The following is a 24,465-nucleotide window of genomic DNA, read 5'->3' as shown; positions in this document are numbered from 1 at the left end:
CGGAAATGACTGCACTATTTGAAAAGTATAAGTTGGCTGTTTGTGATAGCATTTAGCCAATGTTTTATCATTGGTGCGATGCTAACATAGTCGCCCGACAATAATGATTCTTTCATCCCCTTTTCATTTTCAAAGACTACTTCTCCGATAATACAAATCAAGAGTGCTGGAACTTTGGTGACGTGTTCTTTCAATTGTTCGCCCTCCAAAATTTGAATAACCGTGACAGTTGCCTGTTCTGATCTAAGAAGCACCGCTGTTGAAACAGCTTTATCTTGAGGGAGCAAATCTTTAATGTTCATTTTTATTGGCTTTTAAATGTTTTCTAAAACCTTATTTAATTTATCGCTTACCTCCTTGGCATACACTTCAATAGCAGGGCTTCCAATTGCCTTCATTGCTTCTAAAGGGTCAATCATTGCCACTTCAATTTCTTCATTTCCCAACGCACGAATAGACACATTACAGGGCAGCATCAAACTGATATGTTGATCTACAGAAAGTACTTTGTCTGCAAAAACAGGATTGCAGGCACCCCAAATAAGATGAGGTAAATAATCCTTATCCAATTTTTTCTTCATGGTTGCCTGAATATCAATTTCCGTCAGTACGCCAAATCCTTCCGTTTTTAACGCATCTTCAACTTTTGGGCGAATTGCAGTTACCGATGTTCTTGTAAATTCTTTTGAAATAAAATAGCTCATATTGGTTGTTAATTTTTAGAAATTCGTCTAAACTTTTATAAACTCGTCACCTTAATAAACAACTTTGAATCTGTCATAGAAATTTCGCAACGAGCAGGCGCAGTAGTTGCATAGGTATTTCCACAAGTAGGGCATAAGTAGTAAATTTTTGCAAGGGTATTGTCTGTACCTGCTTCAAGAGCTGCCAAAGCTTCCATATAAAAATCCCGATGCTTTTGCTCTACTTTATACGCATACGTCAAACTTATCTGAGCCATATAATTTCCAGCAGCATTTGCATTTTTAATAAACTCTGGATACATCGTATTGAACTCATAACTCTCTCCGTCAATTGATTCTTTTAAATTCTCAATGGTCGATTTTACCGAAAATTCAGGCGTAATTTGAGGTATGCTTTCCCCCATTCTGACTAAAACTACTTTGTGATTATTAGCGTGAATTAATTCAGCGCCAGAAGCAGCTTTATTGGTTTCCGCATTGATTGTTTATATTACTTAAACCCACCCCTTACCCCTCCCAAGAGGGGAATTTCCCACTTGGGACAAGTATTCCCCTCCTTGGAGGGGCAGGGGTAGGTTGCGATTTATTCCTTTTTAATGTGAAGACCTATAGTTTCTGTAATTGGTTTTTCCAATAGCACTTCCCCCAATTCTACGGATTTATAGGCTATACCTAACTTCTCCAACTCCGACTTGACCATCATCTTGCAACGCAGACTTACCATATTTTGAATATATATTTTCATTTTCTACAACTTTTTTGATAAGTGTTTTTAGGTGATTGGACAGAATTAAATGTGGTGTTCTCGTGATGGCTTGAATTTTTTCGAAGTCTTCACCTTATTTAAAATAACAAAAATGGCATTAAAGTTTATATATATGTTTATTTTAGAGTAGGGAGGAGCAAACTGAAAAGATGGATAAAGCACCGTGAAATTGTTTGAGGTAGCTCATAAATAATGACAGGAAAAAACCAAGTGTAAAAAATTGATATGATTGAGAGCAGAGCCAGAAAGGGTGCATCCCAAATTGTCGCAGAAGCTAAAAAAAGCTATTTTTGAGGCACTAAATCAATAAAAATATGACAAAGGAAGAATATTTAGAATTGGCTTTATCTTATTGGGCATCATTTGAATCTTTGAAAAAAGAAGAAAGTTTTTATGACTATGAAAAGGGGTTTGAGGGAGTGATACTGAAATTTGGACAAGATTTATTAGAAAGTAGTATAAGTAAACCAGGAGAAGACCGTCGTAAAAAAAAACAATAGCAAGTCGATTTGGCTCTATCGCTATCGCCAAAACGCATATGTGGAGTAATGGTATCAATGGCTTTCAAGTAAGCCCTTATCTTCAAGAGTTACAAGCTTATGCTGGTCAATCGGATAACTATAGCGCAGCGGTGTGTGACTTAGAAAAATATCTACGTATAGAAACGAATCGTAGTCAAACAGAGCGAGTTACGAAGTATTACGCATCAGAACTTCAAAGTGTGAAACCTGTTTTACCAGTTGCTCAAAGAAAACTAAGTGAGTCTCTAAAAGAGAGTGTTGAACAAGAGGGGCTTGTCTATTCTATGATAGATGGGGGTATGCTTCAAACTCGTGAAGGAGAAAAAGGGAATGATTGGAAAGAAGTAAAGTTAGGGCGTATATTTACAGACCTTGACCACTATGAATTAGATAAGAATCATTGTTGGCTAAAGCAATCTATCTATGCTGCACATTTGGGTAGTCATAAAGATTTCCTGTGTAAATTTGAGCCATTAGTAGATATATTATCGCCGATAAATGAACGACTTGTTTTTGTTGCAGATGGAGCACCTTGGATTTGGAATTGGGTAGAAGAGTCTTATCCTAAAGCTACACAAATCCTTGATTTTTATCATGCAGCAGAGCATTTAAGTAAATTTGCTAAACTGTATTACAAAACAATAGAAGAGCAAAAAAATTGGTTGAACAAACAAAAAAATGCTTTACTCAATGATGAAATTAGTGTCGTTATAAAAGGGATTGAAGAGTTAGAAAAACGTGCACAAAAATCTGAAAAAGAACGAAATAGCCTGCTAAACTATTTGAGAAACAATGAGTTTCGCATGATGTATAAAACTTTTAGAGACACAGGTTTATTTATAGGTTCGGGAGCAATCGAATCTGCTCACCGAACAGTTATTCAAAAAAGATTGAAACAATCGGGACAAAGATGGACTTTAGATGGTGCACAGAAAATTATTGATTTGAGACTTATGAATATGAATCAACAATGGCATGAACTTATAAAATTGATACAAGCAAAGGAACTTGAATTATATAAAAAACAAGCATAAGGCGACAATTTGGGATGCACCCGCCAGAAATGATATAAACTTGGAGTCGTCTAAGAATGTAAGGATGGCGCATTGCCCAAAGCAGGATACTTGGCAATAGCTATCATTCTCAACCAATTGAAGGCGAGGGATTATGAAAGTTTGGTGCACCATGATTACCACATTCAATATCAAAAAGCTCATTATCAACTTTTATATCCATTTAGTTTTTATTGAGGAAATGAGCAATGATAGGAGTGGTCTTAGGAATTAAATATCTTGTTAAAAGACCTATTCGAATGAGTAGGCTAAGAACGATTATAGGCTCGCACATTGACCGCTTATATTACTCAAACCCACCCCAACCCCTCTGAGGAGGGGAATCTCGTACGAAGTGGAAAATTCCCTTCTTGGGAGGGGCAGGAGGGGCGATATATTCCTGTTTAATGCAGAGACCTATAATGTTATTTTCTTTCTTTTTATTCAATGAGCTACAAAGGTGTTGTATATGCGTTGTGACGAGTTTTTGCTGGTGATTGACTGGGAATGTATTGTTCGCTTCCGTATTCTTTTTTTAATTTGATTTAGGGTTGCCGACAGAACAAATACCACATTTGGGGTGGAGACTTTTGAAGTTTAACCTTTGAAGAATATTGATTTTCATTGCAATAGAGAACTTTTGAAGCAAAACTACAAAAGTCTAAATCGGGAAATTATTCTATTGAGGCTTCTTGGCAGTTCCTGAAATTCATTCGACACTATTCCTTTTATGACGATATTTCGCTAAAAATTGTTCCCATTCGTAGCCCCATTGCTGTCAAGTTAAGGTATAATTAAGCAGCCTTAGCTATATATTTTGTTTGTTTGACCTCCTTTACATTGTCTTTTTTATTAATGTTTTTTAATATTATCATAGGTGTTTGTTTACCCTTCTTGGCTTCTTTTTTACAGCATAGTTTCGCCAATCGATACAGCTTTTTTAATAAAGTGAGTAGCTTAGATTTTTTAGGGTGAAAAATTGCAGTTATAAAATTTTCTGCAAACTGTAACTTGAACAAGTTAAATAACTTATATTCACTTGCTTCTATGCTATTGGACTCATCTTCTAAGCTAAACAACATATATTCTAAGTGCCACTTATAACCTGAATTGCCTGTCTCTTTTCCCCCCTTTTTACCAGTGCCTGGAAACAATTCACCCATACAATCAGGCAATTTTATATAGGTAGAGTAGTCTAATAATTGAATGTCTTTAAAAGGTAAATCCAATTGAACGCTTGAAATTACACTATTTAATTGAAGAGCTAATAATCTATTAATCAATGCCTTAAAAAAGCCAATGCTCTGTTCATTAAAACGCTGATTGATACCTTCTTCGGTTATATCAATACCCTGATTATTCTTGAGTTTTTCCTTATAATCAGTTAAACTCACAAGGGGCAGAGATTTCGTAAACATTTTTAACAATAGTTGGCAAAATACAAAGCCCATCAATTTAGAGTTTCGACGTACAAAACAAGTTTCTCGGGCAATTTCTTCAATGGAGGATTCACTAAAAAAAGTTGCCATTTTTTCACTAACTTCGTTCATGTAAGGCAGTAAGTTCTTCATATAGTTTTTTTTGTTTATTAATTTATATATGAAAAAACTAACTGCCTTATTTTGTTTATAGAAACCCTCTCATTTATTCTTAATCTTATTTTCATTCTAATAGGTATTGTTAATTCCTAAACTTGATGGCTATGATTTTATGAAAATGTAAATTAAAAGCTATATTATTTGTTTAACAACATATCAAACTTTAAAAATACTAATTTTACACCATTCCCTGAGAAAATTAAAATTCTTTTGATGTGAAAAAATATTGTACAACCTTAAATATTTTGGAAAGAATATATTTTTTAGATATAAGCCCAGTTTTTTTGTATAGAAGAATCTTGACATTCATTTTTTTCTTCAATGGGATGAATCTATATTTAAGCGCACAAACAGATTTAGAGCCAGGTGATTTGGCGGTAATGGCTGTTAATACCAACCAGTTTGATTGTATCGGAGTGACAGATGATGAGGTGAGTTTTGTCTGTTTCAAAGACATTGAAGTAGGAACAGTAATCGATTTTACTGACAATGGTTGGGAAAGATCCAATGCCAATCAATGGGGAGATACAGAAGGTACAATCAGAGCTGTACGCACCAGTTCAACTATTGCAGCAGGCACAGTAATTACATTTCAACTGTCTAATTCACTTGGGATTAATCCTATTTGCATTAGCCCTGATAACAATTGGACTTTCTCTTTTCTGAATGGCACTTCAGCAGTAAATTTTAATTCATCTGGCGACCAAATCTATTTTATGACAGATGGAACGTGGAACAACAATGGAGGGGTAGGTGGACACAATGCAACTTATAGTGGAGAAATATTATTCGGATTCAATACAAAAAATGCTTGGACTTCACTTGCAAACACTTCTTCTGATTCAGGATTACACCCCGATGTCGACCCTTGCTACAACATGGCACCTAGCTCTTCTTCTACATATATCAAATATACAGGCCTCGCATCCGCTGCAACACAATTGGAGTGGATAAACCGTATTCAAAACCCTTCAAACTGGACATCTTATGCAGATTGTGCAACATACAATAGTTCTATCCCCAATTATTCAGGAGGGTACTCTATTCTTATCAATACCAGTGGAATGAGTATTGACGGAACAACCACTATTTGTAATGGCGAAAATGCAATTTTAACCTTCGATTTACCAAGCATCAATGGCCCTTTTGATGTTGTTTACACAAATGGCACAACGAATTTTACGTTGTTGGATATCGTAAATGGACATACTGTTTCGGTTTCACCCTCTACCACCACTACCTATTCATTTTTATCAGTTGAAGACAATATAGATTGTCCATTGTATTCAAACTTTGATGGAGAAGCTGTGATTACTGTTAACCCAAGCCCTTTGATAGATATTGAAAACAATTCAGGAACCAATCTGCTCACTTTGTGTGAGGATGAAACGACTTTTTTGGATGCCTTTCAATCAGGTAACGGCCCATATATCTACCAATGGTCGAACGGTTCCAATAGCAATGGTATTACATTAGAAGGCCCTATATTGGGGCCAGGCACTTACACCTACACAGTCACCGTCACAAATGGAAATGGCTGTACTGGCACAGATGATGCAAGTGTATTCATAGAACCATTTCCTACCTTTGGAGGGCTCATCATCAATGTATGCGAAGATACTGCAGGTTCAGGTATTGCAACAAATATAGACCTCACAACTTACGATGACCTTATCAATAGTGACTCGAACAATTTCATTGATTGGTACGATGGTGATTTGAGTAATTTCATTTACATCAATGATCCAACCGATGTAGATTTACCTCCGTCTAACAATGCACTTTCAGTGAACATTAATTCTCCTAACTGCATTAATTCCTTTATTATTCCCTACAATATTATTAGCCTTCCAACCGTCACCCTCAATGGTAGTGACTTCTGTACAGGCAGCAGCAGTACCCTTTCGGTCGTGGAAAGTTTTACCAACTACAATTGGTCAAATGGTGATACAGGTCAAAATATTAGCGTTGGTATTACAGGCACTTACACTGTCACCGCTTCAAATGCCACTGGCTGTTCTGGAACTGCACAAATCACCATCAACGAACTTCCTCCATCAAACCCAACCATCAGTGGCAGTGATTTTTGCAATGGTCAAAGTAGCGTTTTATCAGTAATAGAAATCTTCAATAGTTATGTTTGGTCGACTACCGAAACAACCGAGCAAATAACCATCAGTACATCAGGCACTTACACTGTCACAGTTTCCGATGTGAATGGTTGTACAGGCACTGCAATGACCACAATTATAGAAAATTCAAACCCAACTCCAACTATTACAGGTAGCCTTAGTTATTGCACAGGCAGCAACACAACCATAGATGCAGGGTCGGGCTACAACAGCTACATTTGGTCCAATACTGAAACGACCGATCAAATAACCATCAGCACAACAGGTACTTACACTGTCACGGTTTCCGATGTGAATGGTTGCACAGGCACAGACGAAGTATCGGTGAGCGAAAATGCAAGTTTAACCCCAAACATTACAGGCAGCCTTAGTTATTGCACAGGCAGCAATACGACCATAGATGCAGGGTCAGGCTTCAATAGTTATATTTGGTCTAATACTGAAACAACCGAGCAAATAACCATCAGTACATCAGGTACTTACACTGTCACAGTTTCCGATGTGAATGGTTGCACAGGCACTGCAATGACCACAATTATAGAAAATTCAAACCCAACTCCAACTATTACAGGCAGCCTTAGTTACTGCACAGGCAGCAGCACAACCGTAGATGCAGGGTCAGGCTTCAATAGTTATGTTTGGTCGACTACCGAAACAACCGAGCAAATAACCATCAGCACATCAGGTACTTACACCGTCACGGTTTCCGATGTGAATGGTTGCACAGGCACAGACGAAGTATCGGTGAGCGAAAATGCAAGTTTAACACCAAACATTACAGGCAGCCTTAGTTATTGCACAGGCAGCAACACAACCATAGATGCAGGGTCGGGCTACAACAGCTACATTTGGTCCAATACTGAAACGACCGAGCAAATAACCATCAGCACAACAGGTACTTACACTGTCACAGTTTCCGATGTGAATGGCTGTACAGGCACTGCAATGACCACAATTATAGAAAATTCAAACCCAACTCCAACTATTACAGGCAGCCTTAGTTACTGCACAGGCAGCAGCACAACCGTAGATGCAGGGTCAGGCTTCAATAGTTATATTTGGTCTAATACTGAAACAACCGAGCAAATAACCATCAGTACATCAGGTACTTACACTGTCACAGTTTCCGATGTGAATGGTTGCACAGGCACAGACGAAGTATCGGTGAGCGAAAATTCGAGTTTAACCCCAAACATTACAGGCAGCCTTAGTTATTGCACAGGTAGCAATACAACGGTAGATGCAGGGTCAGGCTTCAATAGTTATATTTGGTCCAATACTGAAACAACCGAGCAAATAACCATCAGCACATCAGGTACTTACACCGTCACGGTTTCCGATGCAAATGGTTGTAGCAGCAGTGCAAGTGCAAACATCAATGCTTACATCTTACCAACTTTAAACATTGGAGGAGGCCTGAGTTTTTGTGAAGGAGGAAATACCACTTTGGATGCAGGAGTAGGATTTACAAATTATACTTGGTCTAACAACCAATTCACCCAACAAATCATGGTATCTGATGGAGGAGTTTATACTGTAACAGTTGAAGATAGCAATGGATGTACCAATACTGGGAGTGTAAATGTTAGTCAAGGAAATCAACTAACTCCTTCTTTGATAGGCAATAATAGTTTTTGTGCCAATGCTTCTACCACCATCAATGCCGGAAGTGGATTTTTGACATATCTATGGTCAACAGGAAATGTCACACAAATAATTGAAGTATCGGTAGCAGGTATTTATACAGTTACAGTAAGCAACGGCGGAATATGTAGTGGTACAGCCAGCATTAATATCATTGAAAATCCAATTCCTAAAGTCGATATTTTAGGTGATTTATTCTATTGTGAAAACGATGCATCAACAATTGCATCAAGTTCAGATTTTGAAAGTTATCATTGGTCAAATGGTCAAACTACCAAAGCAATAGAAGTAACTGCTGGTATTTATGCTCTAACCGTAACCGATATTAATGGATGTACAGCAATTTCAATGGTTGAAGTAAATGAAAATTCAAATCCAATTCCTTCAATTTCAGGTGATCTGACCTTTTGTTCAGGCGGCAGCACTACTTTGACGGCAAGTGGAGGTTTTATAGCCTATACTTGGTCAAATGGGCAAAATACTTTGGACATTGAAGTAAGTACGGCAGGGCTTTATTCTGTTGTGGTCACAAATACAATGGGTTGTACAGCAAGTGAAGAAGTGGAGGTTTTTGAGAACGATATTGCCGAGCCAACAATTGCAGGATTGACAACGGTTTGTGAAGGAGGAACAACGGTATTGAGTGTCAATGAAAGTTTTACAAGTTATCTTTGGTCAAATGGTTTGGTGGCTTCAATGATTGAAGTAGGAGCAGGAACATACACAGTGACGGTTTTTGATAGCAATGATTGCAGCAGTTCGGCATCTATGACTGTTTCGGAAATGCCAAATTTGCAGCCGACTATCAATGGTAGCAATACATTCTGTTCGGGAGGCACTACAACTTTGACCGCAAATTTTGGATTTACGAGTTATGCTTGGTCAAATGGTGAAACGACTGCACAGATAGAAGTTGGTACAGCAGGGGTTTATACGGTGACAGTCGAAAACGCAAATGGCTGTTCGGGAACAGCATCTACGACCATTTCAGAGGGTAGCCAACTGAATTTCACAATCTATGGCGAAATAACATTTTGTGAAGGTGCTTCAACGGCATTGAGTGTTGGCGGTGGATTCGATACTTATGAATGGTCAACGGGGGTAACTGAAAACGAAATAAATGTTTCGCAAACAGGTATTTACAGTGTTACAGTTTCAAATGGATTGGGCTGTAGTGGTTCGGCGGATATTGCAGTGAGTGAGCAAACTGCTCCAATAGTAATTATTTCGGGTGATTTAACTTTTTGTCCAGATGGTAGCACAACATTGTTCACAAGTACAAGTTTTGCGGAATATAGTTGGTCGAATGGACAGAATACTTTGGAAATTGAAGTAAGTACGGCAGGGCTTTATTCTGTTGTGGTCACAAATATAGGAGGCTGTACGGGTAGTGATGAAGTGAAGGTTTTTGAAAATAATATTGTGAATCCAACAATTACAGGAATAGCTAACGTTTGTGAAGGTAGTTTAACTTCATTAACTGTCAATGAGAATTTTACAAGTTATCTTTGGTCGAATGGACTGACATCTTCTAGTATTGAAGTGGGTGGAGGAACTTATACGGTTACGGTATTTGATGGAAACGATTGCAGCAGTTCCGCTTCCATCTCCGTTGGCGAAAAGCCCAATCCAACTCCTGTTATTATCGGGAGTGAATCGTTTTGTTCGGGAGGCACTACGACCTTGACCGCAAATTTTGGATTTACGAGTTATGCTTGGTCAAATGGTGAAACGATGGCACAGATAGAAGTCGGTATAGCAGGGGTTTATACGGTGACAGTCGAAAACACAAATGGCTGTTCGGGAACGGCATCTACGACCATTTCAGAGGGTAGCCAATTGAATTTCACCATCAACGGTGAATCGACATTTTGTGAAGGTGCTTCAACGGCATTGAGTGTTGGCGGTGGATTCGATACTTATGAATGGTCAACGGGGGTAACTGAAAACGAAATAAATGTTTCGCAAACAGGTATTTACAGTGTTACAGTTTCAAATGGATTGGGCTGTAGTGGTTCGGCGGATATTGCAGTGAGTGAACAAAGTGCTCCAATCGTGACGATTTCAGGTGATTTAACCTTTTGTTCAGGCGGCAGCACTACTTTGACGGCAAGTGGAGGTTTTGCATCTTACAATTGGTCAAATGGGCAAAATACTTTGGGCATTGAAGCATTTATATCAGGAGTTTATACCGTTACTGTCACAAATACAATGGGTTGTACAGCAAGTGAAGAAGTGGAGGTTTTTGAGAACGATATTGCCGAGCCAACAATTGCAGGATTGACAACGGTTTGTGAAGGAGATTTTACTTCATTATCTGTCAATGAAAGTTTTACAAGTTATCTTTGGTCAAATGGTTTGGCGGCTTCAATGATTGAAGTGGGAGCAGGAACTTACACGGTGACGGTTTTTGATGGAAACGATTGCAGCAGTTCGGCATCTATGACTGTTTCGGAAATGCCAAATTTGCAGCCGACTATCAATGGTAGCAATACATTCTGTTCGGGAGGCACTACGACCTTGACCGCAAATTTTGGATTTACGAGTTATGCTTGGTCAAATGGTGAAACGACTGCACAGATAGAAGTTGGTACAGCAGGGGTTTATACGGTGACGGTTTCGATGGGTGTGGACTGTAGTGGTATTAGCAGTGTAGAGGTGAACGAATTGACATTGCCAACAGGGGGCATCACTACCATTAGCCCTGTTTGTGAAGGGGAGAGTGTGGAATTGCATTTTGAATTGCAGGGTACACCTCCTTTTGAGTTTACTTACTCCGATGGAATCAACAACTTTACGGAAACCAATGTGGAGAATGCTGACTATAGTGTTTTGGTATTTCCAACGAATACCACGGTTTATGAGTTGTTGAGTGTGGAGGATCAGTATTGTATGAATGAGCTGACTGAAAGTGTGGAAGTAGAGGTATTGTCTGCTGCATTTTTGGCTATTACTGCCCCTTCAAATGTAGTGCAGGAAGGGGAGGAGTTGAAGCTAAATGCGAGTGGAGGAGAGGATTATGTTTGGTTTTTGGAGTCAGGAGAATTGCTGGATTGTGAGAATTGCTCAGAAATTACCGTGAACCCATTGCAGACAACTACCTACTTTTTGACCAGCAATAGTGCATGTACAGACACAACTGCACTTACCATCACAGTGCAACCCGAAATTTTTCAAACATTGATTGTTCCTTCTGCTTTTTCTCCCAATCAAGATGGGGTCAATGATTTATTTCGACCTCTCTCTCGTGGTTTGTTGTTGGAATATGAATTGAAAATTTACAACCGCTGGGGGAAATTGGTTTTTTCTACCCAAGATAGTACAGTAGGATGGGATGGATGGTATAAGGAAGAAGCTCAAAATATAGGAGTGTATGCCTACTATATTTTTTACCGTTTTGAAGGAGAGCGCATCAAACGCTTAAACGGTAATTTTACTTTAATTCGCTAAGGATAAAAGAAATGGAAAGTAGGTTTTAAAGATATGATATTGCAGAGGCTGTCAGTTTTTTACTATATTGTTGTATTTGCGAATGAACATTTGATAAAGAAGGGAGGTTTAATAGGAGCAATGCTGACCACACAAATATGAAATAAACTTTGTTTAATTATTTTCCAATGATTAAATTTTTGAAAAAATTGCTGATAACTAATAAATTGTTAAAAGTATTTCTGTAATTTTATGCTTTGAATTATATTTTTTATATATTAATTTCTATTATTTAACCAATATTTTTTTAACCTTTAAACGTTTTTGCTATGAAACGATTGTTACTTTTTTTTACTTTTTGTTTGTTCTTTGTATTGAAGGTGAATGCTCAAGAAGCTTTGCCTTTTTCTCAAGATTGGACGAATCCTGCTTTGATAACTATGGATGATAATTGGAGTGGTGTTGCAGGAATCATAGGGTATAGAGGCGATGGTTTGACAGGATCAACAGGCACAGACCCACAGACTATTCTTGTTGACGGAACTGCTACTCCTGTTGATATTATAGCAAATCAAGGTTCTACAACTGGAATAGCTACGGGTGGTAATATTGAGTTAGACGGATTAGTGAACCCTACTGTTGCATTTCAAGGTTCTGGTACTGCAAATGCTCCTTTTCTACTAATATCTGTAAATACAACCAATTTTACTGGAATTACAGTGCAGTATAATCTGCGTGAACTTGATGCTGATAATTCAATCCAACAAGTAGCACTACATTATAGGGTAGGCAGTTCAGGAAACTTTACAAATGTGGCAGCTGGTTATGTAGCGGATGCGTCAAATGGTAGCGCACAAGTAACTCCTATTAATGTTGTATTACCTGTTGCAGCAGAAAATCAAAGTGAAGTTCAAATTCGTATATTAACCACCAATGCTGCTGGCGTAGATAGCCTCATTGGAATAGATGATATTAGTGTCACGGGAACTCCTCCTCCTCCAAATGTTCCGACCCTTTCCCAATGGGGCTTAATCATCCTTGCTTTGATGTTCATGACTTTAGGAACACTCTATATCAGCCAAGCAAAAGTATCCTTTGAAGAATAAATAAAAAAAGTGCTCTCATAAACCTAAAGCCCTTAAAGAATTGTATTTCTTTGGGGCTTTTTACTTTTAGGTTTTAGACTAAAAAAGCAAAAAATATCTCGCCTCCTTCGTTCAAATAATAGACTTAAAGGTATTCCACAGAATTAGTTAGAATAAGAAAAATCAAACAATCTTTTCTTCAAACTTTTTCAACATCCCATTCGTCTGCTCATTCAGTTTTTTCTTAAAAAACGGAGTCCAACCCAGCAGCCAACCCTGCAAACCCAAAGCCTGTTTCGACCAATTGTAGAGATTGAAGTGGTCAGTATGACGAATGATTTTTCCATCCTTGAACTCAAATTCAGCGTCAATTATGTTGTGGACTTTTCTGTTCGTTTTGCTGAAAGTGTAGTGCGCCTCCCAGTGTGCTGAACCTTTGTCTTTCAAGGTGTTCACATCAGAATACTCGACCACAAAGTTTTGACCTTTTTGAGATTGACACAACATTCGCCACATATTTTTCGCTTTTTCGCCCTTCAAAACTCCAAATGCAGGGTCTTCAAATACGATATTATCGTGGTAACAAGCCGCCATTCCGTCCCCGTCAAGGTTGGTGAAGGCAGTGTAGAATTGTTCGATTAGGTTGTTCATTTTTTTTAATGATAGTTCTACAAATAGTGTCGCAGCGATACTACTGAAATAAATAATTTGTTGATTTATTTGATTATCAAATATCTAATCCACCAATTCTCCCAAACTCTGCTCAGGCACACCAAAAGCGGCCACCAAATCCAGCGCATTGTCTCGAACCTGCAAACACAAAGCATCTACCTCCCGACGAATTGCCTTCGATTTACCACTTTCGATATAGCCCTGTTCTTGGTACCAAGCACTATGTTTTTCAATCGTTTGCAGCGCATACAGTTTACAAACTTGCTTCAACGCTTCACGAGTAGGTTCATCCTTGCAAGCATACACTTTTTCGATGAATTGCTCCAAAACCACTCGGTCAATATACGCTTTTGCCATGGTAATCAAGTGCGTTTGACATTCAATAAACGCATCATAAGAATTCATGCCACTGTCTATGCGCCGCTTCAACCTTTGCGCCACCGAACGCACCAAATCCTCTTCTCGAAAGCGAAAAGCTTGCAAGTGAAATTTGGAACTGCGTAGGTGTTTGGAGTCTGTATTTCGAGTAGTCAGTGGGCTGAAACCCAAATAGTCGGCAATGGCATTGGAGGTAAAAAACTTCACCAACGTAAACCAATTCATGTCGTGAAACTGCTGCTTAAATTCGGACAAACGACCCTTTGCCACCAATTGCAGCAAAACGGTGTTGTCACCTTCAAAGGTGGTGAAAATATCGGAATCGGACTTCAATGCTGCAAAGCGATTTTCAGCCATATATCCTTGTCCTCCACAGGCTTCTCGACACTCTTGTATGGTAGCCGTTGTGTTCCAAGTCACCACGGCTTTGAATCCAGCCGCCAAAGCTTCAATCTCTCGTGCATCATCTTCGCTGCGATTCACAAACCGCTTGGTCAAATATTGCAGCGCAAACGTATAGGCATAAGCATTGGCGAGATAGGGCAGTAGTCGGCGTTGGTGACTGCGATAATCGAGCAACAAAGTTTCCGCTTCATTTGCCGCCCCAAATTGCCGCCTTTTCAAGGCATATTTAATGGCAATGGTCAAAGCAGTTTTGGTGGCACTCAAAGCCGTTTTGGGTACGCCAATTCGACCGCCAACGAGTGTGCCGAGCATGGTAAAAAACCGCTTGGATTCACTCGCTATTGGGCTGCTATATGTTCCGTCTTCTGCCACATCCCCAAAGCGATTCAGCAAATTTTGACGGGGAACACGCACATGGTCAAACCAAATTTTGCCATTGTCCACGCCATTCAATCCCAGCTTCAAACCGTTGTCTTCAATGCGTATTCCTTCCAACACCTTGCCGTTTTTGTCTCGAATCGGTACTACAAAGGCGTGAACGCCATAGCGTTCGCCATTGGTTTCGAGCTGTGCAAATACGGTTGCCATTTCACCATGTACTGCCGCATTACCGATGTAGGTTTTGAAGGCATCGGGCGTAGCAGTATGGATGACAAATTCTTGATTTGCAGCATCATAAGTTGCAGTTGTTTCTATTTCTCGCACATTGGAGCCGTGTCCATTTTCGGTCATTGCAAAGCAGCCAGGGATTTCTAATGTGCCGATTTTTTTCGATAGCCATTTGTGGTGAAATTTTGTACCCAACCACTGAACACTGCCACCCCAAAGCCCAAACTGGACTCCAAACTTGATAGCAAGACTCAAATCGTGGTAGCCCATCGTTTCGAAGACTGCAAAATATTGTTCTATATCGTCCTGACCACCGTATTTTTTGGGATAAGCCAATGCGCCCCAACCTTGGTCTGCTAATAGCTTAGACCAAACCAAGGTCTGTTCTCTAAAAGCTTCTTTGTCTTGCTCTACCGTCAAAGCAAAAGCAGGGTCGTTCAGTATTTTTCGTGCTTTCATTCGGAGGCTGTGGTAGTCACCATCGAGTATTTGTTGTAGCAGTTCGACATTGAAGGGAGCAGAAGGTTCTTTTATCGTGGAGACATTTGTAGGACTGTGTTGGGGGTCTGTTGCAGACATCATTTCATCAAACGCTTCTTGACTGACAACGCCCAATGCCTCTTCAATTTGACACAAAGCAAGGTTGGCTTTGGAGTCAGAACAAGCCGATACTTCTTCTTGAAAACCATTTAGTCGGGCGATGTCAATCCCAAAATTTGCCAAAGTTTGTTTGGCATGGGGCTGAATGTTGGGTGCAGACTCTTTGATGATGTTGAGCCACTCCTTCAATTCTCTAGGAGAAGGTGGATTTGCAGGGTCCAACCATTTCTTCAAAATGGCTTTGGTCGGTTCGTTTAGCCATCCTTGAGCTTCAATTTTGGTGCGAATCAAATTGATTTCGGAGGGAGTCAATACGGCATCTGCCCACGCTACATAGAGCATGGGGAGGAAAGGGAGTAGGGCAGGGAGTTCGGAGAATTGTCGAGGAAGCATGGGGTTTTGGTTCATAGCAGCAAAATTTGAACACGGAGTATGAAAGTAGAAAGTAGCTTGGGTTTTAACCAAGCATTTTGCAGTGAAAGAAATAATTCCATTCTACTTTGTGAACTCAGATGAATACAAAAAGTTCAGATTCGTTGAAATAAAAATGAAAGTAGTAGTTTTCTTTTGATACAATCCGTTGTGCTATCTCAGTTGATTATTGGATTCACATTGAAGTTGGACAAGAATTGAGGGAAATACGGAGACAGTAAACATTTTTCCTTTTTTTTTGTTTAATTACTACTATACCAATTGATTAATAACCTTAAAAATTTAAAAGAATGAAAGATTTAAGCAATAAAAGAGTGGCGATATTGGCTACAAATGGTTTTGAAGAGAGCGAATTGAGAGAGCCTAAAAAGGCATTAGAAGATGCTAATGCAACGGTACATATTGTATCACCAGAAAGCGGCAGCATCAAGTCTTGGGCTACCGATAACTGGGGGAAATCGTACAGTGTGGATAGAAAACTATCGGATGTGAGTTCTGATGATTATGATGCGCTTGTATTACCAGGAGGAGTCATCAATCCCGACCAGCTTCGCATGAACAAAGATGCAATTGAATTTATTCGTAGTTTTTTTGAAGCCCATAAGCCTGTTGCTGCTATATGTCATGCTCCTCAACTTTTGACCGAAGCAGGTGTGGTAGAAGGTAGAAGACTGACTTCTTATGATTCTATCAAAACCGACCTGAAAAATGCAGGTGCTATTTGGGTAGATGAAGAAGTGGTAGTAGATAATGGTTTGGTTACGAGTAGAAATCCCAATGATTTACCAGCCTTTAATGCCAAAATGATTGAAGAAATCAAAGAAGGGAAACACGCTGAACAAATGGTCTAATTATTATATTCAGATTTTTAAATTTAGCCATATAGCCTCGTCCAAAGACGGGGCTTTTTTGGTTTCAGTTTGTATGAGTGATTGCAAACAATAAGAATAAAAAAACAGAGGTGTACCTTATGATACAAACCTCTGTATTATGGTATGATAACAGACTCTTAACTTGTGAGAAAAATTAGCCAGTATTGCTTATCTGAAAATATCATAAATAAGCCATAGTGATTTGATTGTGTTTTATTATGCGTTATTGTTCAGCCGTTTTCTCCGCTTGTTTGGTCAATGCTTTCGCTTTCTGAATCATGTCAATCGCCTCTTTTCGGTAGCTATTTTTATCACTGCCCATTGCTTTTCTCGCTATTTTCAAAACATCCTCATAGTCCAAATCATTTTGCAGTTCATTGTTTTGCAGCAACATCCCGAAAGCACTCATAGCGGAAGCCCATTGCATATTTTCGGAAGTTGCTTCAAAAAGTGTGTGTGCGTTTTTGGTCAATACTTTTTCGGTTTTGGTGCTGGTGTCAGAAGTTGGAGCTTTGTAGCGGATTTTGACCGTCAAAATCTCACCACTATTGGCGGCATTGCTGGTTTTTTCAGCTTTTTGTTTTTGGTACTTCAGCGGGTCGATAGTTGAAGTAGAGTCTTCAAAAGCAACTCCCACAGGAACGATTTCATACAAAGCTGTCACCGAATGACCTGCGCCCATTTCTCCTGCATCTTTGGTATCATCGTTGAAGTCTTCGTCTGCCAATCTTCGATTGGTGTAACCTATCAAACGGTAGCCCTGTACTTCTTTGGGATTGAACTCAACCTGCAATTTGACATCTTTGGCGATGGTGAACAAAGTGCCACTCAATTCATTGATTAAGGTTTTTCGGGCTTCTTTGAAGTTGTCAATATAGGCATAGTTTCCATTGCCGTGATTGGAAAGTTTTTCCATTTTGCTGTCTTGGTAATTACCCATTCCAAAACCCAAAACGGTCAGAAAAATACCCGTTTTTCGCTTTTCTTCAATGAGCCGCACCAATTCATCATCCGAAGAAGTGCCTACATTGAAGTCGCCATCGGTTGCCAAAATCACCCGATTGTTGCCGCCCGATTCAAAGTTTTGGTACGCCAAATCGTAAGCCAATTCAATGCCTGCGCCTCCTGCTGTTGAGCCACCTGCTTCGAGTTTTCCAAGTGCATCCAAAATGGTGGTTTTTTGGTCGCCGTTGGTCGGATTCAACACCACACCTGCTGCCCCTGCATAGACCACAATCGCCACTTTGTCTTGTGGTCGCAACTGTCCGACCAACAATCGGAAAGCACTTTTGAGCAAAGGCAATTTGTTTTCGCTGCTCATTGAACCCGATACATCCATCAAAAAAACCAAATTTTGAGGCGGAACTTGCTGCATTTCTATTTCCCGACCTTGCAGCCCAATCAAAGCTAGTTGGTGGTTCGGATTCCACGGACAATCCGTTAGTTCTGTGGTAATCGAAAAGGGTACTTCTGTTTGTGGTTGTGGGTATTCGTAGTCAAAATAGTTGATCATTTCTTCAATGCGGACATCATGGGGATAAGGCAAGGCATTGGCATTGAGCGTGCTTCGGAGGTAGCTATACGCTGCTTTATCCACATCAATCGAAAAGGTAGAAAGAGGAGCGTTTTGGATGTGGAGGAATGGATTTTCTACAACGACATTTTTGTAGGGGTAAGGATTGGCGTTGTAGCTTTGTTGTGCTTCTATCTCCTCTGGTTTTTCTATTTGAGGATTACGCATAAAACGCTCTTCTTTGGTCTGATTGTGGTAGTCTTCCGCATTTTCATATTTTGCAGGAATACCTCCTATTATTACGGGAGTTTGTTCAATTGCAGTATTTGGGAATTGGTTGGAATCCCTTACTTTGATTCCGTCAATGTGGTACTCTGTTGCTTGATTTCTTGCACCTTTTACATTGACATTGCTGCTTCGGTCTGCTTGATATACTCCTGCAGCACTTCCTGCAATGGGATTTACATTGCGAGTAGGCATGGATTGAATTTGTTCCGAGGTAACGGTTTGACCTGTTGAAGTTTGGTCAGAACGCAAAAGCGGAACTTTGTATTCCACTACTTCAACGATGTCCAATAGTTCCCCACTTATAGATAATTGAGCATTTAAAAAAGTAGTTTTGTTAGCATTGACTTGTACTTTTTCTATTTGCTTGGTGTGATAGCCTACATAGCTAAATGTAACGGTATAAAGCCCTGGGCGAACAGAGGTGAGACTGTAAATACCGTCAAAATCAGTTGTTGTTCCCCCTAAATTGCCGCTTATATCTATTGACACATTCACAAAAGGAATGGTTTCTCCTGTTTCGACATTGGTTACTTTTCCTTGTATCTCACCCGTTTGGGCGTAGAGATTTGTGAACAAACAGATTTGAAGGAAGACGAAAAGAATGTAAATTATTGCGTTTTTCATATTGATGGATTTTGGTTTGGTTTGTGAATTTATTTGCAATTTAAAGTAAATTTGAAACTCATTGTTTTTCTTTTTTGCGCTCCATTCTTTTAGCTTTACGTTGCATTTTTTTTAGCTTCCATAAGGGTATTTCGGGTACTCCTTGGCAAAGATTCCTTGTTGTTAGTTTTGCATCTAAAAAGGTTGTCTTGTCTTTATGTACTTCAATGCTGTCAATTTTTAGCGGGTCATAACCAACAGAACTAAACGTTACCGTATAAAATCCGACAAAAACAGAATCCAATTTATACATACCATCAAAATCAGTTGATGTTCCGACCGTGTTTCCATTTACTTCAATCGTAACATTGACAAATGGCGTGCTTTTCCCCGTTTCAGCATCGGTTACTTTACCTTTTATGTTACCTAATGATTTTTGATTGGTTTTGAATGAATTATTTGTAATGGTGTTATTTTTACGCATCGGCAATAATTTCATTGGATGGGTGATGATTGTATAACCAGATGTAGTAAGGTTAGAATCCAATACAGGAACTTGGTAGTCTATCACTTCAATAGCATCCAATATTTTTATTTGAATAATATCAGTTTGTGCATAAGTACTTAGAAATAGTCCAATTTGAAGCAATAGTAATAAGTATAAGCGTTTCATAAAAGTAGAATTTACCGAATATTAAAATAATCAAAATGACCTCTGCTGTTTTGGATGATGGTAATGCCTGACCTTCCTTCGTCAGAACTCATGAGCCGAGGATTCCAAAAGCGACAATTAGTGATTGACTCACAACCTTCAATAATTTTGTTGAGTGATAGTTGTATGTCTATTTCTTTGGCTAATGATTGGCTTACTTCAATATTTTCAATTGAGATTCTTTCGTAACAGAGATATCCAAAGGTAATTGTGTATGTGCCGTAGGGAATTGAATTTAGACTATACACTCCATCAAAATCCGTCGTTGTATTTATCAAACTTCCATTGATGTCAATGGATACATTCACAAAAGGCAAGGTTTCCCCTGTTTCGGCATCGGTTACTTTCCCCTGTATTTCACCCGTTTGGGCGTAGAGATTTGTGAACAAACAATATTGAAGAAATAAAAACAAAGGAAAATAGTAAGTTTTCATATTGATGGATTTTTGTTAAGATGATGAAACAAAGATCAATGAAAATAGCAGTTTTGGCAAATACATTTGGAAGGCTTTATCATATCGTATTTGCAGAAATACCCAAAGATATTAACGAATTGAAGGATAAGTTAAAATATGTTAATTGGTTGAAAAATAGGAATTTATAGATGCTTGAGTTGAAAAGACAAAAAAAGAGGAAAATCGCTTCAAAACTTAAATTCTTGGATATGCTAAACAATTTCCCCTCCCTTCAATGTTATTGCTTTGTTTTTCTTATTCGATAAATACAACCACAACAATTCATGACAGCGAATCCAACCGCCTCACCACTTATTATCGTACAAAAGCATTTACTTGATTTCGAAAAGACAGGTTATTTTTCTGGACTCATAGTAGATTATTTGGCAGAAAATGAATCACTTAAACCCTTCTACAAATATCCTTTTGAATTGGCAGCCTTCAAAGAAGTCATCGAAAATACGGCTGCAAAAGACTACGATAGGGAAAACCTCAAAGCTGTTTTTGAAAAGCAATACGCCGATTTGGATTGTACTTCAAAAGTAGCCGAGAACATCGCTGCAATGGCAGACTCCAACACCTTTACCATCATTACAGGACACCAAACCAACTTATTTACAGGTCCTTTGTACTTTGTTCACAAAATATTGAGTACGATTGTGTTGGCAGAGCAATTGCAGGCAACCTATCCCGATTTTCGTTTTGTGCCAGTATATTGGATGGGGAGCGAAGACCACGATTTTGCAGAAATCAACCACATCAATTTGTTTGGAAACAAAATCGTTTGGGAAGATGTGGAGGGCAAAGACTCGGCAATGGGGCGCATTTCTACAGAAAGTTTGCAGGGCGCTTTTGACCAAGTAGCTGAGATTTTGGGCGATAGCGATAGGGCAGGGGCTACGCTTCAATTGTTTCGCCGAGCGTATTTGGAGCAGCCGACTTTGGGGAAAGCGACTCAATTTATTGTCAACGAGTTGTTTGGGAAATATGGTTTATTGGTGATTGACCAAGATGATGCCCAACTTCGCAAGACCTTTGTGCCAATCATTGAAGAAGAACTGTTGAAGCGACCTTCAAAGGCTTTGGTGGAGGCTACGAATGTACAATTGGAGGAAAAAGGCTATCACGGTCAGGCTTTTGCGAGGGATATCAATTTCTTTTACTTAACCGATGAATTGCGGCAGCGCATCGAGTGGAACGCTGAAATGGAACGCTTTGAAGTGGTGGACACTGACATTCGTTTTACTGAAGCCGAGATATTGGAGGAGGTGAAAGTGCGTCCCGAAAGGTTCAGCCCCAATGTGATTTTAAGACCTGTCTATCAACAAAAAGTGCTGCCTTGTTTGGCGTATATTGGCGGTGGCGGAGAAGTGGCGTATTGGCTGCAATTGCAGGGGGTTTTTGACCATTATGGGGTGAATTATCCGATGTTGGTGCTGCGAAATTCGGTGCTGTGGATTGACAAAGGCAATGCCAATCGGATGGAAAAATCGGGTTTGGATGTGGTTAATTTGTTTCGGAATACGGAGAAATTGGTGGTGGAATATGTGAAAGAAAATTCTGAGAATCAACTGAATGTTTACACCGAAAAGCAAAAGGTGGAATGTGCTTTTGAGAGTATTTTGAAGAAGGCGGTGGAGATTGACCAAAGTTTGCAGTCGGCTGTGGTGGGAGAAATGAAGAAAACCATCAATGCGATGGAGCGTTTGGAAGCCAAATTGTTGCGTGCCGAAAAACGAAATTTCGACATTGCGACTGGACAAATTCGCACCTTGAAGGACAACTTGTTTCCAAGTGATTCATTGCAGGAGCGAAAGGATAATTTGATTGCTTTTCACTTCAAATATGGAGATGCGTTTATCGAGACTTTGAAGGAAAATTTGGATTCTCCGTTGGAGAAAAAATTTACGGTTTTGGTGGATACGTAGGGTATTTAGTGACTGGTGATTGGTCGCTAAAACTATTAAGTTGCCAATTTATTCCTTGTCGTGTTTTCAAAACAAAATCAAACTTCCTAAATCATGTAGGATTAGGATGTACGATAGACGATATTTGAAGTTTGATTTGTTCAATACGATGTTCATAAGAACTACGGTCACTGAATTTTGTCCATCGAATCCACAAAATGCTTTCAGCAGAACAGAAAAAACAACAATCAAACCATTTAACAATCAAACCATTTAACAATTTCAACCATGAATATACCCCCTTTCCACATTGCCGTACCTGTTCACGATTTGCAGGCAGCGAGGAGTTTTTACGGCGACTTATTGGGCTGCGAAGAAGGACGATCTTCGGAGCATTGGATAGACTTCAATTTGTATGGGCATCAATTTGTGGCACATTTGAAGCCCAAAGACCAAATCGCCAGTTTGCACTTCAATCCTGTGGACGGTCATGATGTACCTGTACCGCATTACGGCGTAGTGTTGTCGTGGAAAGATTGGGAAAAGTTGGCGGACAAATTGAAGGAAAACGACACGAAGTTTATCATTGAGCCTTACATTCGCTTCAAAGGTCAGGTAGGGGAGCAGGCTACGATGTTTTTCTTAGACCCTTCTGGTAATGCCTTGGAATTTAAGGCGTTTAAAGATATTGGCCAGTTGTTTGCGAAATAGGCATTTGTCTATTTTTTTCCTAAAAGTTTTGTCGAATGGCTTCAACGGGATTCATGAGAGATGCTTTAATGGCAGGAATCAGTCCAGACACGACACCAATACCGAGTGAAAGACCCAATGCAATACCAATGTTTTGAGAACTGACAACCAACTCGAAAGAGTCTGTAACTGCATTTCCTATTGCAGCCAATCCATAGACCAAAAGTAGTCCTGCCAATCCTCCTACCAAACAGAGGCAAATGGCTTCCACCAAAAATTCAAACAAAATATAGTGGTTTTTAGCACCCAATGATTTTTTGATGCCGATGATGCCTGTGCGTTCTTTGACCGATACAAACATGATGTTGGCAATGCCAAAGCCACCCACGAGAATAGAGAAAATACCTATGAGCCAGCCAGCACCGTTGATGTAGTTGAAAATATTGTCAATAAAACCGAGCAAAATACTCATTTGGTTCATCGCAAAATCGTCGTCCTCTTTGGGCTTCAAACGCCTTTTAGCCCGCAGTACACCTCTAATTTCCTCCTTCAATTGCAGGGTAGGAACGCCCTCTTTTGCTTTCACACAAATAGCAGGAGTCACTCTTTTGCTATTGATGTCAATGTATCGACGCATATAATTGTAGGGTAAAATCGCTACTTCGTCCATCCCATCCCCCAACAAACTTTTGCCTTCTTCCTTCAATACGCCGACAATGGAAAGTTTTCGACCCATTATTTTCACCTCTTTGCCAGTAGGGTCGTCTATATTGGGAAACAGTTCTTGGGCAATGGTGTGACCGACAATCACCTTATTGTTGCCGAGTTGTGATTCTAACATTGAAAAATACCGTCCTCTCTCAAACTCCATATTGAAAATATCTCCAAATTCGTGAGAACCTGCCACCATGACCACATTTTCGAGCGTATTGTTTTTGTATTTGATGTCCTTGCCCTGAATGACAATCCGAATGGCGGTTGCTTCAGCTCCAATTACTTTTTCTTGTATAGCTTTGAATTCGTTGTAGTTTGGGAAAGGGCGGCGAATGTATTTCCACCAATTTTCGGCAGGATTTTCGTCCCAAGGTTCACGCATGATATAAACAATGTCATCACCCAATTTTTCAAAAGAGCCTTTGACATTGCGTTCTACACTATCTACGACCATCAAGACAGAAACGACACAAAAAATACCAATAGTAATCCCCAATGTAGATAAAAAGGAGCGCATTTTGCTCGCCCACAATTCTTGTAAGGCTAAGCGAATACCTTCAATAAAAATTCTAATGACCGTAAGCATAATTTCTTTGTAACAAATATAGGGATTTTTTTGTTAGACAATCAGCATTAAAAATTTTACCTTTGCAGGTCTAATCAAAAAGTGAGAGAAATTGGCAA

General features: G+C 39.4%; 17 protein-coding genes. 7 read left to right on the top strand and 10 right to left on the bottom strand.

Translation table 11 applies throughout. From position 1 onward, the window contains the following. Positions 1-14: 14 nt before the first annotated feature. From R3E32_07490 to R3E32_07480, 3 genes are read right to left on the bottom strand one after another with little or no spacing between them, the layout of a single operon-like run. A complete protein-coding gene (locus R3E32_07490) occupies positions 15-302 on the bottom strand; it encodes a hypothetical protein (GenBank protein MEZ4884550.1) in 288 nt (95 codons plus the stop codon). 12 nt (positions 303-314) lie between these two features. Continuing rightward, positions 315-704 (bottom strand): DUF302 domain-containing protein, encoded by a 390-nt coding sequence (locus tag R3E32_07485; protein MEZ4884549.1) that lies wholly within the window; start codon positions 702-704, stop codon positions 315-317. Positions 705-739: 35 nt separating this feature from the next. After that, positions 740-1,186 carry a ferritin family protein gene (locus R3E32_07480; protein MEZ4884548.1) on the bottom strand — a complete coding sequence of 149 codons (447 nt, stop codon included), beginning with the start codon at positions 1,184-1,186 and terminating at the stop codon, positions 740-742. Positions 1,187-1,784: 598 nt separating this feature from the next. On the opposite strand from R3E32_07480, the gene R3E32_07475 reads away from it, so the two are divergent. Together R3E32_07475 and R3E32_07470 are read left to right on the top strand one after the other, a co-directional pair. Then, positions 1,785-1,970: a hypothetical protein gene (locus R3E32_07475; GenBank protein ID MEZ4884547.1), complete on the top strand. Its 186-nt coding sequence runs from the start codon at positions 1,785-1,787 to the stop codon at positions 1,968-1,970. A gap of 38 nt (positions 1,971-2,008) precedes the next feature. After that, positions 2,009-3,025 carry a hypothetical protein gene (locus R3E32_07470; GenBank protein ID MEZ4884546.1) on the top strand — a complete coding sequence of 339 codons (1,017 nt, stop codon included), beginning with the start codon at positions 2,009-2,011 and terminating at the stop codon, positions 3,023-3,025. Between the two features lie 812 nt (positions 3,026-3,837). Here the strand turns inward: R3E32_07470 and R3E32_07465 are convergent. After that, positions 3,838-4,614, bottom strand: a complete 777-nt coding sequence (locus tag R3E32_07465) for a hypothetical protein (GenBank protein ID MEZ4884545.1) — start codon at positions 4,612-4,614, stop codon at positions 3,838-3,840. A gap of 353 nt (positions 4,615-4,967) precedes the next feature. Here R3E32_07465 and R3E32_07460 point away from each other — a divergent pair, with 353 nt between their 5' ends. Together R3E32_07460 and R3E32_07455 are read left to right on the top strand one after the other, a co-directional pair. Further along, on the top strand, positions 4,968-11,867 hold the full coding sequence (locus R3E32_07460; protein ID MEZ4884544.1) for a gliding motility-associated C-terminal domain-containing protein: 6,900 nt from the start codon (positions 4,968-4,970) through the stop codon (positions 11,865-11,867). A 308-nt stretch (positions 11,868-12,175) separates the two neighbouring features. Next, on the top strand, positions 12,176-12,952 hold the full coding sequence (locus tag R3E32_07455) for an IPTL-CTERM sorting domain-containing protein (protein MEZ4884543.1): 777 nt from the start codon (positions 12,176-12,178) through the stop codon (positions 12,950-12,952). Positions 12,953-13,114: 162 nt separating this feature from the next. Here the strand turns inward: R3E32_07455 and R3E32_07450 are convergent, their stop codons facing one another. Both R3E32_07450 and R3E32_07445 read right to left on the bottom strand, forming a co-directional pair. Beyond that, positions 13,115-13,582 carry a nuclear transport factor 2 family protein gene (locus tag R3E32_07450; protein ID MEZ4884542.1) on the bottom strand — a complete coding sequence of 156 codons (468 nt, stop codon included), beginning with the start codon at positions 13,580-13,582 and terminating at the stop codon, positions 13,115-13,117. 84 nt (positions 13,583-13,666) lie between these two features. After that, a complete protein-coding gene (locus tag R3E32_07445) occupies positions 13,667-16,003 on the bottom strand; it encodes an acyl-CoA dehydrogenase (protein MEZ4884541.1) in 2,337 nt (778 codons plus the stop codon). 314 nt (positions 16,004-16,317) lie between these two features. Between R3E32_07445 and R3E32_07440 the strand changes: the two genes are divergently transcribed. Beyond that, positions 16,318-16,878: a type 1 glutamine amidotransferase domain-containing protein gene (locus tag R3E32_07440; GenBank protein MEZ4884540.1), complete on the top strand. Its 561-nt coding sequence runs from the start codon at positions 16,318-16,320 to the stop codon at positions 16,876-16,878. 244 nt (positions 16,879-17,122) lie between these two features. Here the strand turns inward: R3E32_07440 and R3E32_07435 are convergent, their stop codons facing one another. From R3E32_07435 to R3E32_07425, 3 genes are read right to left on the bottom strand one after another with little or no spacing between them, the layout of a single operon-like run. Next, positions 17,123-19,324 (bottom strand): von Willebrand factor type A domain-containing protein, encoded by a 2,202-nt coding sequence (locus R3E32_07435; protein MEZ4884539.1) that lies wholly within the window; start codon positions 19,322-19,324, stop codon positions 17,123-17,125. A gap of 58 nt (positions 19,325-19,382) precedes the next feature. Beyond that, complete coding sequence (locus tag R3E32_07430; protein ID MEZ4884538.1) at positions 19,383-19,976, bottom strand: carboxypeptidase-like regulatory domain-containing protein; 594 nt, start codon at positions 19,974-19,976, stop codon at positions 19,383-19,385. A gap of 11 nt (positions 19,977-19,987) precedes the next feature. After that, the gene (locus R3E32_07425) at positions 19,988-20,449 is read right to left on the bottom strand and encodes a carboxypeptidase-like regulatory domain-containing protein (GenBank protein MEZ4884537.1); all 462 of its coding nucleotides are present in this window, start codon (positions 20,447-20,449) and stop codon (positions 19,988-19,990) included. 305 nt (positions 20,450-20,754) lie between these two features. On the opposite strand from R3E32_07425, the gene bshC reads away from it, so the two are divergent. Together bshC and R3E32_07415 are read left to right on the top strand one after the other, a co-directional pair. Further along, entirely contained in the window at positions 20,755-22,398 is a 1,644-nt protein-coding gene (gene bshC, locus R3E32_07420) for a bacillithiol biosynthesis cysteine-adding enzyme BshC (protein ID MEZ4884536.1), read from the top strand. A 267-nt stretch (positions 22,399-22,665) separates the two neighbouring features. Then, a complete protein-coding gene (locus R3E32_07415; GenBank protein ID MEZ4884535.1) occupies positions 22,666-23,088 on the top strand; it encodes a VOC family protein in 423 nt (140 codons plus the stop codon). Between the two features lie 19 nt (positions 23,089-23,107). Here R3E32_07415 and R3E32_07410 read toward each other — a convergent pair whose 3' ends face one another. Next, positions 23,108-24,367: an ABC transporter permease gene (locus tag R3E32_07410; protein MEZ4884534.1), complete on the bottom strand. Its 1,260-nt coding sequence runs from the start codon at positions 24,365-24,367 to the stop codon at positions 23,108-23,110. Positions 24,368-24,465 lie beyond the last annotated feature (98 nt).

The sequence above is a fragment of the Chitinophagales bacterium genome (genome assembly GCA_041392475.1).
In the GTDB taxonomy this organism is placed as follows: domain Bacteria; phylum Bacteroidota; class Bacteroidia; order Chitinophagales; family UBA2359; genus JAUHXA01.
The sequence above is the reverse complement of the archived record's forward strand: the minus strand, read 5'-3'. Positions and strand labels throughout refer to the sequence as shown.

Coding starts and splice junctions, on each gene's coding strand:
- R3E32_07490 (MEZ4884550.1), bottom strand. CDS start 302: ATGAACATTAAAGATTTGCTCCCTCAAGATAAAGCTGTTTCAACAGCG.
- R3E32_07485 (MEZ4884549.1), bottom strand. CDS start 704: ATGAGCTATTTTATTTCAAAAGAATTTACAAGAACATCGGTAACTGCA.
- R3E32_07475 (MEZ4884547.1), top strand. CDS start 1,785: ATGACAAAGGAAGAATATTTAGAATTGGCTTTATCTTATTGGGCATCA.
- R3E32_07470 (MEZ4884546.1), top strand. CDS start 2,009: ATGTGGAGTAATGGTATCAATGGCTTTCAAGTAAGCCCTTATCTTCAA.
- R3E32_07465 (MEZ4884545.1), bottom strand. CDS start 4,614: ATGAAGAACTTACTGCCTTACATGAACGAAGTTAGTGAAAAAATGGCA.
- R3E32_07460 (MEZ4884544.1), top strand. CDS start 4,968: ATGAATCTATATTTAAGCGCACAAACAGATTTAGAGCCAGGTGATTTG.
- R3E32_07455 (MEZ4884543.1), top strand. CDS start 12,176: ATGAAACGATTGTTACTTTTTTTTACTTTTTGTTTGTTCTTTGTATTG.
- R3E32_07450 (MEZ4884542.1), bottom strand. CDS start 13,582: ATGAACAACCTAATCGAACAATTCTACACTGCCTTCACCAACCTTGAC.
- R3E32_07445 (MEZ4884541.1), bottom strand. CDS start 16,003: ATGAACCAAAACCCCATGCTTCCTCGACAATTCTCCGAACTCCCTGCC.
- R3E32_07440 (MEZ4884540.1), top strand. CDS start 16,318: ATGAAAGATTTAAGCAATAAAAGAGTGGCGATATTGGCTACAAATGGT.
- R3E32_07435 (MEZ4884539.1), bottom strand. CDS start 19,324: ATGAAAAACGCAATAATTTACATTCTTTTCGTCTTCCTTCAAATCTGT.
- R3E32_07430 (MEZ4884538.1), bottom strand. CDS start 19,976: ATGAAACGCTTATACTTATTACTATTGCTTCAAATTGGACTATTTCTA.
- R3E32_07425 (MEZ4884537.1), bottom strand. CDS start 20,449: ATGAAAACTTACTATTTTCCTTTGTTTTTATTTCTTCAATATTGTTTG.
- bshC (MEZ4884536.1), top strand. CDS start 20,755: ATGACAGCGAATCCAACCGCCTCACCACTTATTATCGTACAAAAGCAT.
- R3E32_07415 (MEZ4884535.1), top strand. CDS start 22,666: ATGAATATACCCCCTTTCCACATTGCCGTACCTGTTCACGATTTGCAG.
- R3E32_07410 (MEZ4884534.1), bottom strand. CDS start 24,367: ATGCTTACGGTCATTAGAATTTTTATTGAAGGTATTCGCTTAGCCTTA.